Annotated in this window: 13 protein-coding genes; 4 read left to right on the top strand and 9 right to left on the bottom strand. The window is 66.5% G+C overall.

What is annotated here, in order from left to right; all coding sequences use genetic code 11:
• Positions 1–4: 4 nt before the first annotated feature.
• Positions 5–1576, bottom strand: a complete 1572-nt coding sequence (locus ACF3ND_RS03155) for a formate dehydrogenase beta subunit (RefSeq protein WP_394064162.1) — start codon at positions 1574–1576, stop codon at positions 5–7.
• Complete coding sequence (locus tag ACF3ND_RS03160; RefSeq protein WP_394064164.1) at positions 1573–2079, bottom strand: formate dehydrogenase subunit gamma; 507 nt, start codon at positions 2077–2079, stop codon at positions 1573–1575. The genes ACF3ND_RS03155 and ACF3ND_RS03160 overlap by 4 nt, the downstream gene beginning before the upstream one ends.
• A 195-nt stretch (positions 2080–2274) precedes the next feature.
• Here ACF3ND_RS03160 and ACF3ND_RS03165 point away from each other — a divergent pair, with 195 nt between their 5' ends.
• The 3 genes from ACF3ND_RS03165 to mobA all read left to right on the top strand — a co-directional run bounded on the left by ACF3ND_RS03165 (position 2275) and on the right by mobA (position 5160).
• Positions 2275–3381, top strand: coding sequence for a substrate-binding domain-containing protein (locus ACF3ND_RS03165; protein ID WP_394064166.1), 1107 nt, complete (start codon positions 2275–2277; stop codon positions 3379–3381).
• A gap of 76 nt (positions 3382–3457) precedes the next feature.
• Positions 3458–4552 carry a GTP 3',8-cyclase MoaA gene (gene moaA, locus ACF3ND_RS03170; protein WP_394064168.1) on the top strand — a complete coding sequence of 365 codons (1095 nt, stop codon included), beginning with the start codon at positions 3458–3460 and terminating at the stop codon, positions 4550–4552.
• On the top strand, positions 4549–5160 hold the full coding sequence (gene mobA, locus ACF3ND_RS03175; protein ID WP_394064170.1) for a molybdenum cofactor guanylyltransferase MobA: 612 nt from the start codon (positions 4549–4551) through the stop codon (positions 5158–5160). The genes moaA and mobA overlap by 4 nt, the downstream gene beginning before the upstream one ends.
• A gap of 411 nt (positions 5161–5571) precedes the next feature.
• On the opposite strand, the gene glp is transcribed toward mobA, so the two are convergent.
• The 7 genes from glp to ACF3ND_RS03210 all read right to left on the bottom strand — a co-directional run bounded on the left by glp (position 5572) and on the right by ACF3ND_RS03210 (position 11284).
• A complete protein-coding gene (glp, locus tag ACF3ND_RS03180; RefSeq protein WP_394064172.1) occupies positions 5572–6777 on the bottom strand; it encodes a gephyrin-like molybdotransferase Glp in 1206 nt (401 codons plus the stop codon).
• A 30-nt stretch (positions 6778–6807) separates the two neighbouring features.
• Positions 6808–7326 (bottom strand): molybdenum cofactor biosynthesis protein B, encoded by a 519-nt coding sequence (gene moaB, locus ACF3ND_RS03185; RefSeq protein ID WP_394064174.1) that lies wholly within the window; start codon positions 7324–7326, stop codon positions 6808–6810.
• Complete coding sequence (locus tag ACF3ND_RS03190; RefSeq protein WP_394064176.1) at positions 7319–7798, bottom strand: molybdenum cofactor biosynthesis protein MoaE; 480 nt, start codon at positions 7796–7798, stop codon at positions 7319–7321. Before ACF3ND_RS03190 ends, moaB begins: the two co-directional genes overlap by 8 nt.
• A 1-nt stretch (position 7799) precedes the next feature.
• Complete coding sequence (moaD, locus tag ACF3ND_RS03195) at positions 7800–8057, bottom strand: molybdopterin converting factor subunit 1 (protein ID WP_394064178.1); 258 nt, start codon at positions 8055–8057, stop codon at positions 7800–7802.
• A 21-nt stretch (positions 8058–8078) separates the two neighbouring features.
• Entirely contained in the window at positions 8079–8588 is a 510-nt protein-coding gene (moaC, locus tag ACF3ND_RS03200) for a cyclic pyranopterin monophosphate synthase MoaC (RefSeq protein WP_394065773.1), read from the bottom strand.
• An 88-nt stretch (positions 8589–8676) separates the two neighbouring features.
• A complete protein-coding gene (locus ACF3ND_RS03205; protein WP_394064180.1) occupies positions 8677–9321 on the bottom strand; it encodes a response regulator transcription factor in 645 nt (214 codons plus the stop codon).
• A complete protein-coding gene (locus ACF3ND_RS03210) occupies positions 9314–11284 on the bottom strand; it encodes a PAS domain S-box protein (RefSeq protein WP_394064182.1) in 1971 nt (656 codons plus the stop codon). Before ACF3ND_RS03210 ends, ACF3ND_RS03205 begins: the two co-directional genes overlap by 8 nt.
• Before the next feature lie 115 nt (positions 11285–11399).
• Between ACF3ND_RS03210 and ACF3ND_RS03215 the strand changes: the two genes are divergently transcribed.
• Positions 11400–12383: a TRAP transporter substrate-binding protein gene (locus ACF3ND_RS03215; protein ID WP_394064184.1), complete on the top strand. Its 984-nt coding sequence runs from the start codon at positions 11400–11402 to the stop codon at positions 12381–12383.
• Positions 12384–12500 lie beyond the last annotated feature (117 nt).

Consider the following 12500-nt stretch of genomic DNA (forward strand, 5'->3'; position numbering starts at 1 on the left):
CGTCTCACGCCTTGGCCAGGCGGCTCTCGTCGGTTTGCGGGGCCAGCCCGAAATCCTGGGGGAAATGCTCCAGGGCGGACAGGACGGGGTAGGGGGTCATGCCGCCCAGGGCGCACAGCGACCCCGAGAACATGGTGTCGCACAGGTCGCGCAGCAGCTCGACGTGATTGTCCAGATCTTCACGGCGGCGGATCTTCTGGATGGTCTCCACGCCGCGCGTGGAGCCGATGCGACAGGGCGTGCACTTGCCGCAGGACTCGATGGCGCAGAATTCCATGGCGTACTGGGCCATGTGGGCCATGTCCACCGTGTCGTCGAAGGCCACCAGCCCGCCGTGGCCGACCATGGCGTTGATCTTCATGTAGGCCTCGTAGTCCAGGGGCACGTCCCACTGGTGCTCGGGCAGGTAGGCGCCCAGCGGGCCGCCCACCTGCACGGCGCGCAGCGGCCGGCCGCTGGCGCTGCCGCCGCCGTAGTCGTACAGCAGCTCGCGCAGGGTCACGCCGAAGGCTTTTTCCACCAAGCCGCCCTGTTTCAGGTTGCCTGTCAGCTGGAAGGCCAGGGTGCCGCGCGAGCGGCCCATGCCGTAGTTCTGGTAGTAGGCCGCGCCCTTGGCGAGGATGACGGGCACGGAGGCCAGCGACACCACATTGTTGATGACGGTGGGCTGGCCGAACAGGCCCTTGATGGCCGGCAGCGGCGGCTTGACGCGCACCACGCCGCGCTTGCCTTCCAGGCTGTCGAGCAGGGCGGTTTCTTCGCCGCAGATGTAGGCGCCGGCCGCCTTGCGCACTTCCAGGTCGAAGGCGCGGCCGCTGCCCTGGATGTCCCGTCCCAGCCAGCCCGCGGCGCGCGCCGCAACGATGGCCTCGTTCAGGACCTGCACGGCCAGCGGATATTCGGAACGCACGTAGATGTAGCCGTAGGTGGCGCCCACCGCCACGCCTGCGGTGGCCATGCCTTCGATCAGGCACAGCGGATCGCCTTCCATCAGCATGCGGTCGGAGAAGGTGCCCGAGTCGCCCTCGTCGGCGTTGCAGACGATGTATTTCTGCTCGGCGGGCGTGCCCAGCACGGTCTTCCACTTGATGCCGGTGGGGAAGGCGGCGCCGCCCCGGCCGCGCAGGCCCGAATCGGTCACTTCCTGGACGATGGCGGCCGGCTCCATGGCCAGCGCCTTGCGCAGGCCCTCGAAGCCGCCGAAGGACTCATAGTCCGCCACACTGACCGGGTCGATGACGCCCACGCGCGCGAAGGTCAGGCGCTCCTGATTCTTCAGGTAGGGGATTTCGTCGGTCAGGCCCAGGCGCAGGGCGTGCTCGCCGCCCTGCAGCAATCCGGCATCCAGCAGGCCGGGCAGCTCTTCGCACTGGACGGGGCCGTAGGCCACGCGTCCCTGCGGCGTTTGCACTTCCACCATGGGCTCCAGCCAGAGCAGGCCGCGCGAGCCGTTGCGCACGATGCGCACGTCCTGTCCGCGGCGCTTGGCTTCTTCAGCCAGCAGTGCGGCCAGCTGGTTGGCGCCCATGGCCACGGCGGCCGTGTCGCGGGGAATGTAGACGGTGATGGCGGTCATGGCGCTACCCCTTCGGCATTGAGCAGGGCGTCGAGTTTCTCGGGGGTGACGCGAGCATGCGGGACGCCGTCGAGCATGATGGCGGGCGACTGGGCGCACAGGCCCAGGCAGTACACCGGCTCCAGGGTGACCTGGCCGTCGGCGCTGTTTTCGTGGAAATCGCAGTTCAGGCGGCGACGGGCATGCGCGGCCAGCTCCAGGCCGCCGCGCGACTGACAGGCCTCGGCCCGGCAGATCTCCAGGGTGCGACAGGCGTGCGGCTGTTCGCGGAAATGGGCGTAGAAAGAGATGACGCCATGGATTTCAGCGCGCGACAGCGCCAGATGCTCGGCCAGCACGGGCACGATGGATTCGGGCAGGTAGCCGAGCGCGTCCTGGATGGTGTGCAGAATGGGGAGCAGATTGCCGCGTTGGCCGGCGTGCTGCTGCAAGGCCTGCATGACGACGTCCAGGGGAGCCTGGCCGGAAGGTTCGAACTCCCGCGTGTGTGGGGGTAATTGCATGTCCATATGCGCGACGCCAGAGTCAGGCGCCTGCGCCTCCATGTTTTTTATGCACAGTTGTGCATATTATTGAATGTGTTCTCCCCTGTAATCTACAAAGGAAATCAATCAACTTCAATAAGCAATATTTCGCATATATAATGATTTGAACATGTTCCTGGAAACATAATACGAAAACACACGACCCTCGAGACCATGGCCAACCTCAAGTTCAAAGCCAGGCTGCGATCAGAATGGGTGCTGGAAAATTCAGGCGGCGCGGAGCTTCCCATGGGAGACGTGCTGCGCCTGCTGGGCGCCATTGAGAGCCTGGGGCACCTGTCCGGAGCCAGCAAGGCCTGCCAGTTTTCCTACCGCCACGCCTGGGGCCTGCTGCGCAATGCCGAAAAAGAATTCGACGCCGCCTTGCTGGAGACGTCGCGGCGCAAAGGCACCAAGCTGACCGAATTCGCCCAGCGCCTGCTGTGGGCGAACCGGCGCCTGGACGCGCGTCTGACGCCCACGCTGGAGAGCATGGCCTCCGAGCTGCAGGAAGAATTGGGCCGCCTGTACAGCCAGCAGCCCGCCCGCCTGCGGTTTCAGGCCAGCCATGGCTTTGCGATCGAAGGCCTGATGCGCCTGGCCAACGACATGGATGTGCTGCCGCTGGAGCTGCGCTACCGCACCGCCATCGAGGCGCTGGCCTCGCTGGAGCGCGGCGATTGCGACCTGGCGGGCTTTCAGGTGCCGGCCGGCCAGTTCGAGGGAGCCGCCCTGCGGCGCTACAGCGAATGGCTTTCGCCGCTGCGCCATCGCCTGATTTTCCTGGCCACGCGCAACACGGGCCTCTTCGTGGAGAAGGGCAATCCCAAGAACATCACCGGCATTGCGGATCTGGTCAGGCCGGACGTGCGCTTCGTGAACCGGCAGATCGGTTCGAGCACCCGCTTCCTGGCAACCCTGCTGCTGGGCCAGCTAGGGGTAAACACGAATGCGGTCCCGGGTTTCGAAACCACAGAATTGACGCACATGGCGGTCGCGGCGCATGTGGCCAGCGGCATGGCCGATACCGGCCTGGGCGTGGAGACGGCGGCCAGCCGTTGCGGACTGGATTTCATTGCGCTGGCGCAGGAGCGGTATTTCATCGCCGTGCAGCAGGACAAGCTGGACACCGCGCCCATGCAGCACCTGATGGATTTGATCACGGGCCCGGCCTATGGCAAGTTCATGCAGGAGCTGGTGGGCTACGATCCGGCGGGCATGGGGCGCATCCTGACTCTGGAGCAGGCCTTCGGCCAACCGGCCGACCTGCTCTGGCGCTGATGCGGCGCCGTGTTACCTTACGAAAACACAGACCATGAGATGGGGCCGAACCCCGTCCTTGAATGACGAGAACACAATGAGCGATGACATAAGGGCTTCCCTCGGGGCAGCACCCGAACGCAGGCCGACGGTGCGCGCCGCCGGCACGTCCGGACAGCCCCTGGATACGCGGCACAGGCCCTTGCGCGACCTGCGCATCTCCCTGACCGACAAATGCAATTTCCGCTGCACCTACTGCATGCCGCGCGAGATCTTCGGTTCGGATTACGAATTCCTGCCGCATGCTTCGCTGCTCAGCTTCGAGGAAATCGAGCGCGTGGCCCGCCAGGCCGTGGCCCTGGGCGTGCGCAAGCTGCGCCTGACGGGCGGCGAGCCCTTGCTGCGGCGCGACATCGAAGTGCTGATCGCCATGCTGGCCAGGCTGCGCACGCCCGAAGGAAATCCTGTCGAGCTGACCTTGACCACCAACGGAACCTTGCTGGGCCGCAAGGCCCGGGCCTTGAAGGAAGCCGGCCTGCACCGGGTCACGGTCAGTCTGGACGCCCTGGACGACCAGCGCTTCACCCAGTTGAGCGACAGCAGCGTGTCGGTGGCCACCGTGCTGGACGGCATCGCCCAGGCGCACGCCGCGGGCCTGGCGCCGGTCAAGGTCAATATGGTGGTGCGCAAAGGCTTGAACGACGACCAGATCCTGCCCATGGTGGAGCATTTCAAGGGTTCGGGGCAGATCCTGCGCTTCATCGAATACATGGACGTGGGCACCAGCAACGGCTGGAATCTGGACGAGGTGGTGAGCGGCGCGGACATCGTGGCGCGCATCCACGAACGCTATCCGCTGGAGCCGGCCCAGGCGCAGTACAGAGGCGAGGTGGCCAGCCGCTGGCGCTTTGCGGACGGGTCGGGCGAGATCGGCGTGATCACCAGTGTTTCCCAGCCTTTCTGCGGCGACTGTTCGCGCATGCGCCTCTCGCCGGAAGGGCGGCTGTTCCTGTGCCTGTTCGCTTCCCAGGGCTATGATGTGCGCGCGCAGCTGCGGGCCGGTGCGACCGACGAGCAGTTGGCGGCCTACCTGCACGGCGTCTGGTCCGGGCGGCGGGACCGATATTCCGAGATCCGCGGCGAGCAGACCGTCGGCCGGCCGCGCATCGAGATGAGTTATATCGGCGGATGATAGCCGCGCATGACATCAGCGGAATCGTGCTGGCGGGCGGGCAGGCCCGACGGTTCGATCTGTCCGGTCGGGTCGACAAGGGGCTGCTGCCCTTGGCGGGGCAGCCGCTGGTGCAGCACGTGGTGCGGCGCCTGCGCCCGCAGGTCGGCTCCATCCTGATCAGCGCCAACCGCAATCCCGAACAGTATGCGCATTGGGGGCGCGTCGTGCCGGATGAGGCCGGGCTGGGTGGCTTCCTGGGCCCCTTGGCCGGACTGGCCAGCGCGCTGGAGCAGGTCGACACGCCATGGGCCCTGTCCTGTCCGGTGGACCTGCCTTTCCTGCCGGCGGACCTGGGCAGGCGGCTGGCACAGGCCGTGCAGGAGCACGGCGCACCCATGGCCTATGCGCAGGCCGAGCGCACGCATCCTTTGTGCCTGTTGCTGCGGGCCGACCAGGCGGCTTCCCTGAAGAAGTACCTGCTCAGCGGCGAGCGCCGCGTCATGGGCTGGCTGCACGCCGCCGGCGCCCTGGAGGTGGACTTCCGCGATGCGCCGGCGCCGTCGTTCTTCAACATCAATACGCCCCAGGACCTGGAGGCGGCGCATTCTATTGATTTTATTTTTTGATGCCGGCCGGGGCTCATGAAAGGTCTTGTCGTCCAAGCGGGTGGGCTACGGCGTGTCGCAAATTTTTGCGGGGATCCTTGATTGAGAGGCAATGTGATGTGGTCGAAGGCCGGAGAGCCGTGGTTTTCTTGAGGGAAGCCTGTGCTGGCCGGCTTGGCTGGGGCCCTCGCCCGCGCTATGCGCGGGTCCCCTTGTCCAAGGACAGCGACAGGCGTGCCGTTAACTCGGACGGTGGCTTGTTCCCCGGACAAGCCACAAACGTCGTCCTCGAACAGCGCCCTCACAAAGACTCACTCTGCTATCGAGCAACTGATTAGTGTTGCGGAATTCTGGAGTGGGCCAAAAAAATGCCAGTCAGCGCTGAGCTGACCGGCATCGTTACGGCGGAAAGGCCCTCAACAAGTCAGGACATCAGGCCTGCCACTGGCTGTATTCGTAGATGCGGACCACGTCGCCGGGCGCGACGTGGGCGTCGGCGGGGATGCGCGCCAGGGCCTGGGCCCAGGGCAAGGAGCTGATCACGCCCGAGCCCTGGTTGCCGAAGGGGCGGACCAGCAGCCGGCCCTGCTCGTCGCTGTCCAGCTGCACGCGGATGAATTCCTCGCGGTCGCCCTGGAAGTGGCGCTCGCCCTGCAGCACGCCGTAACGTATCGCGGGCAGCGTTTCGCGGCGGCCCTGCAGGCGACGCACCAGGGGGGAGACCATCAGGGCGAAGACGGCGTAGGACGAGACGGGATTGCCGGGCAGGCAGACCAGCGGCTTGTCCTGCACATAGGCCAGGGCCAGGGGCTTGCCCGGCTTCATGCGCACTTTCCAAAGGTCCAGCTGGCCGCCGATGGACTCGATGGCGGGCTTGACCAGGTCTTTCTCGCCCACGGACACGCCGCCCACGGTCAGGACCAGGTCGCACTTGGCCAGCAGGGACTGCAGGGCGTCACGGATGGCCTCCAGCGTGTCGGCGGCGTGGACGGCACGCACCGCGGCCACGCCCAGGGCCAGCAGCTGGGCCTGCAGCATGGGGGCGTTGGAGTTGTAGATCTGGCCGGGGCGCAGCGGCTGGCCGGCGGGCGTCAGCTCGTCGCCCGTGGTCAGGATGCCCACGGTCAGTCCCGGATAGACGGACAGGGCGGCGTGGCCCTGGGCCGCCAGCTGCGCGATGTGGGACGCGGTCAGGCGCGTGCCGGACTGGATCAGGACTTCGCCGTGGCGCATGTCCTCGCCGCGGCGGCGGATGTTGGCGCCGACCTCGGGGGCTTCCAGGATGCGCACGCCGTGTTCGTCTTCCTGGCAGTTCTCCTGGATGATCACGGTGTCCGCGCCGGGCGGCAGCAGGCTGCCGGTGAAGATGCGGATGGCCATGCCTTCCTTCAGCGTCTCGGGAACCTCGCCGGCATAGCAGCGTTGCTGGATGGGCAGCACGCGGCCGTCCGAGACGTCGGCCAGGCGCACGGCATAGCCGTCCATGGCGCTGTTGTCGGCCGGCGGCATGTCCAGTTGGGCCTGGATGTCCTGGGCCAGGATGCGGCCCAGGGCGGCGCCCAGTTCGCAGGTTTCGGTCCGTTCGGGAAGCCGGCCCGCCTGGGCCAGGCGCTGCTGGGCTACGTCAAATTCGATCATCGTTGTACAGGAGTCCGTGGAAACAGGGCCTCAGCGCAGGTATTGCGAGGCGAAGTTGCAGGGGCGGTGCCGGCTGTCCAGTTGCTGGCGCAGAATGCCTTCCCAGGCCAGCTTGCAGGCGCCGGGCGAGCCGGGCAGGCAAAAGAGCAGGGTTTCGTTGGCGGTGCCGGCCAGGGCGTCCGACTGCAGCGCCGAGGAGCCGATCTCCTGGTAGGACAGGAAGCGGAATTGTTCGCCGAAGCCGGTGACCACCTGGTCCAGCAACGGGGTGACGGCGGCGATGGCGGACTTTTGGTGGCTGAAGCCGGTGCCGCCGTTGCACAGGATGAGCTGGATGGCCGGATCGGCGATCCACTGGCTGAGCACGGCGCGGATGGCGTACATATTGTCGCGGCTGATGGCCCGCTGCACGCAGCGGTGTCCGCTTTCCTGCAGGCTGGCGGCCAGGTAGTCGCCCGAGGCGTCGTCCCCGGGCCCGCGCTTGTCCGAGATGGTCAGCACGGCGGCGGCCAGGCTGACCGGGGGCAGGTCGGGTTTGGCTTTAGACATGTTTGGCGGTGTCGGAAGGAGAATTCCAGGAGTCGGTCTTCTGCGCGTCGCTGTCGCGCTGCTGGACCCAGAAGCGCTGGCCGTCGGCCAGGGTTTCGCGCTTCCAGAAGGGAGCCCGGGTCTTGAGCACGTCCATGATGAACTCGCAGGCCCGGAAGGCGTCGCCGCGATGGGGGCTGGTCACGCCCACGTAGACGATCTGGTCCGTCAGGGAAAGCTCGCCCACGCGGTGCACGACGAGGGTGTCCAGGATGGGCCAGCGCGCCCGCGCCTGGGCGCACACGTCCTCGATCTCGCGCTCGCACATGCCCGGATAGTGCTCCAGGAACAGGGAGCGGGTCGGGGTGCCGTCGGCCTGGTCGCGCACATAGCCCACGAAGGTGACCATGGCGCCGGCCTTGCCGCCGGCCGTGCGGCGCAGCTGCTCGTTCAGCGCGGCGACGTCGAAGTCCTGGGTCTGCACGATGACCATGTCAGCCTCCGGTGACGGGTTCGAAGACCGCCACTTCGTCGCCGGCGCGCACGGGGTCGTCCGGGCGGGCGTGGAACTGGTTGACGGCCACCTTCAGCCGGCCGGCCATGTCCTGCAGGTCCGGGTGGCGTTGCAGCAGCGCGTCCAGCCATTGCTGGACGGTGCCCTCCTGCGGCCAGTCCCAGCTTTCCTGGCGCACGCCAGTGCGCTCGGCCACCTGGGCGAAGTACAGAACGCGCAAAGTCGATGGGTTAGTCATGAAAGTCTCCGTGGGCGCCTGTCAGGCCGGGGCCGTCCAGGTGCCGCTCTTGCCGCCGGTCTTCTCCAGCAGGCGTGTCTGTTCGATGATGATGCCCTTGTCGGCAGCCTTGCACATGTCGTAGATGGTCAGCGCGGCCACGCTGCAGGCCGTCATGGCTTCCATTTCCACGCCCGTGGTGTAGCGCGTGCGGCAGGTCGCCAGCACGGCGATGGTGCCCGTGGCGGCATCGCTTTCGAAATCTATGCCCACGAAATCCAGCGGCAGGCTGTGGCACATGGGGATCAGGTCGGCGCAGCGCTTGGCGGCCAGCACGCCGGCCACGCGGGCGGTGTTCAGCACTTCGCCCTTGGCGTTACGGCTGGCCGACAGCAGTTCGAAGGCGGCCGGGCTCAGGCGCACCACGCTGCGCGCGGTGGCCGAGCGGGCGGTGGCGGTCTTGTCGCTGACATCCACCATGCGGACCTTGCCGTCGTCGTCCAGGTGGGAGAGGTGCAGTGCGGCAGCGGCCGGCTTGGGTGTGTTGCTCATCATTCCTCCGGGAGCCCACCGGGCGGGCGCCCGCGCGGCTCCATTGCTTTATGTTTTCATTATATACATCGGGGCGGGCGCCGCCGCCTCATGCCCCTGCCGGGCCGCGGTCTTCGCGCAGCCGGGCCGGATCCAGGGCGCGTGCCAGCTCCAGCAGGGTGCGGGCCTGCATTTTCTCCAGGGCGCGGGCCCGGTGCACTTCCACCGTGCGCATGGTGATGTTCAGCTCCTCGGCGATCTGCTTGTTCAGGCGGCCTTCCAGGGCCAGGCCCAGCACCTCCCGTTCGCGCTGGGACAGCGTCTCCAGCCGCCGCTCCAGGGCGTCCTCGCTGGCGCGCTCGGCCTGGCTGGCCTGATAGCTGCGCAATACCTCCAGCACGCGGTCCACCAGGTCGTTGTCGTTGAAGGGTTTCTCGATGAAGTCGGCCGCGCCCTGCTTGAGCGCATTGACGGCCAGCGGCAGGTCGCCGTGGCCCGTCAGGAAGATGACGGGCAGGTCCGAATGCATCTGGCGCAGCCGCTCGAACACTTCCAGGCCCGAGATCCCGCCCATGCGTATGTCCAGCAGGATGCAGCCTTGGGTTTCGGAGGTGATGGCCTGCAGGAAGGCTTCGCCGCTGCTCCAGGTCCGGGTGTCCACCCGGCGGGTGGCGAACAGCCAGGAGAGGGCGTCGCGGATGGCGTCGTCGTCATCCACGATATGGACCAGCGGGGAGGATAGGGGCTCAGTCATGTTCGATCAGGGGCAGGGAGAACAGGAAGGTGGCGCCGTAGGGGGCCTCGTTCTCGAACCAGAGTTTGCCATGGTGCAGCTCGATGATGGAGCGGCAAATGTTCAATCCTATCCCCAGTCCGTCGTTTTTAGTAGTGGTGAAGGCCTGGAACACCTCGGCCATGATGGCCGCAGCGACCCCCGGACCCTGGTCGGCCACCATGGCCAGGACCATGCCGTCGCGCTCCTGCAGCGAGACTTCCAGCAGGCGGCGCTCGGGCGGCAGGCCGGACATGGCCTCGGCGGCGTTGCGCACCAGGTTGAAGATGACCTGCTCCAGCAGCACCTTGTCGCCCAGCACCGGCAGGCATGCCGGATGCGCGGGCAGGCGCAGCTGGATGTCGTGGCGGCGCAGGTCCGCGCGCGCCAGCGCGAGCGCGCCCTGCAGGGCCTCGACCAGGTTCAGGCGGGTCAGTTGCGGGTCGCGCTTGCGCACGAAGTCATGGATGCGGTGGATGATCAGGCCGGCCCGGCGAGTCTGCTCGGCCAGGCTCTCCATGCTGCGGGTCAGCAGGGCCGGATCGGCCTGGCCGGCGCGCAGCAGGTTCAGCGCGCCGGCCGCATAGCTGGCGATGGCCGACAGGGGCTGGTTCAGTTCGTGCGCCAGGGTGGACGCCATCTCCCCCATGGTGATGAGCTTGGCCGTGTGGTGCAGCTGCTCGGACTGCGAGCTGGCCAGCGCCTCGGCCTGCTTGCGCGAGCTGATGTCGATGATGGAGCCGATCCAGCCGACCTGTTCGCCCTGGGCGTCGATCAGCGGCGACTCGAACACCTGCACGTCCAGGCGCGAGCCGTCCGCGTGCTGGAAGCGGGTCTCGAAAACCTGCACCGAGGGCGCGCGCCTGAGGCGGTCGCGCCTCTCCAGGGTCTCGTCCATCATTTCCGGCACCCACCAGGGCATGGGAGGGGACAGGCCGATGATGTCGCGGCTCTCCAGGCCCACCAGCCGGCAGAAGGCCGGATTGACGTACAGGATGCGGCCGTCCAGATCGCGCGCGCGCATGCCGGTGACCATGGAGTTCTCGATGGCGCTGCGAAAGGCCTGCTCCTGCATCAGCGCGTTCTCGGCGTCGCGGCGCTTGCGGGCGTAGTGGTGCTGGATGATGAGGTTGACCACGGCCAGCAAGGCCAGGCCGGCGATCACGGTCAGCAGCAGCGTGAAGGTGGGAATGCTTTTCTGCTGATAGGGAGTGATGATCATGCGCAGCCCGTGCAGCGGCGGGTCCACGGACATGGCGTGACGCAGCGCGTCCCGGGCCGGCTCGCCCTTGGAGCGCATGGCCAGCACCGTATCGTTGCTGTCCACCAGCATGACGTGGTAGTGCTCGGCAATCCACCAGGGCACGTTTTCCGTCAGGATCTTGTGCAGTGAAAAAGTGGCGCGCAGGGTGCCGGCGATTTCGTCTTTCTCGTAGATGGGCACGACCAGGTCCAGCACGGCCTCCTTGTGCTCGCTGGACTCGTAAGCCGGCAGCCAGGTGGCGCTGCGCGGCGTGGACACGTGGGCGGCGATGCGCGTGTCCGCGCCGGGCGGGCGCACCAGCAAGGTGGTACCGAAGCGGTCCTGGACCACCACCTTGAGCAGGTCGGAATGGATGGTCTTGAAATGCTGCAGCTGGGTCAGGGCGTCGCGCGTGTCGCCGGGATGGTCCGGCAGGCTCAGGTCGTCCGCGATGCGGGTCAGGTTGTTTTCGTGCGAGCGCAGCTGGAAGGACAGCGACTGTTCGACCCACAGGGCATTGCGGATCAGCTCGTCCGATTGTTCGTCGCGCCGCTCCGAGCTGACCGCCCAGGCGAACACGCCCATCAGCAGGACGATGACCACGATGGCCAGGATGGGCACGTAGGGGCTGAGCGGATGAGGCGCCAGGGCCAGGGAGGCGGCGGGGCCGTCGGGGCGGGGCGGTCGGGCAAGGCGCTTCATGACAAAAGGTTTCGGATTTCCACAATAGATAAAATCACACTGCTTTTTTAAGCTACACGCTTTTACGCATATCAATCAATAAAGTGTGTCGGTTCCGCTCCGACCGGAGGCAATCATGAAAAAGACGCTCATGGCCACCCTGGTGGCTTCCGTATTCCTGTCCGCTCCCGCCATGGCCAACCCCCTGATCATCAAGTTCAGCCACGTGGTCTCGCCGGACACGCCCAAGGGCAAGGGCGCCACGCGCTTCAAGGAGCTGGCGGAAAAGTACACGGAAGGCAAGGTCGTGGTGGAGGTCTATCCGAACTCGCAGCTGTACAAGGACAAGGAGGAGCTGGAAGCCCTGCAACTGGGCGCGGTGCACATGCTGGCGCCGTCGCTGGCCAAGTTCGGCCCCCTGGGCGTGCGGGAATTCGAGGTGTTCGACCTGCCCTTCATCTTCAAGGACCGCACGGACCTGCGCAAGGTCACCGAAGGCCCGGTCGGCCGCCAGCTGCTGGACAAGCTGGAGTCCAAGGGCATCAAGGGCCTGGCCTACTGGGACAACGGTTTCAAGGTCATGAGCGCCAATTCCCCCCTGCACACGCCGGACGACTTCCTGGGCCTGAAGATGCGCATCCAGTCCTCCAAGGTGCTGGAGGCCCAGTTCAAGGCGCTGGACGCCGTGCCCCAGGTGATGGCGTTTTCCGAGGTCTACCAGGCTCTGCAGACCGGCGTGGTGGACGGCACCGAGAACCCGCCTTCCAACATGTACACCCAGAAGATGCACGAAGTGCAGAAGCACGCCACCATGTCCAATCATGGCTACCTGGGCTATGCGGTCATCGTGAACAAGAAATTCTGGGAAGGCCTGCCTGAGGACGTGCGCCAGCCGCTGGAGAAGGCCATGACCGAAGCCACCCAGTACGCCAATGACATCGCCGAGCAGGAAAACCTGGAGTCGCTGCAGGCCATGAAGGATTCGGGCAAGACCCAGTTCTATGAGCTGAGCGATGCCGAGCGCCAGGAGTGGATCAAGCAGCTGCGTCCCGTGCACAAGGAAATGGCTTCCCGCATCGGCCAGGACGTGATCGACTCGTTCTACAAAGCCATGGAGTAAGGCGCGCGCCGCTGCGGCGGCCGCGTCCCGCGGGCCTGTTCCAGGCCCGCTTTTTCCCTTTCGTTCCCGCTATGGGCGAGTGCCTGCCGCGTGCCGGGCAGTCCGCCTGCAGCCTGG

The sequence above is a fragment of the Alcaligenes sp. WGS1538 genome, assembly GCF_043187505.1.
Classification (GTDB): Bacteria; Pseudomonadota; Gammaproteobacteria; order Burkholderiales; family Burkholderiaceae_B; genus Alcaligenes.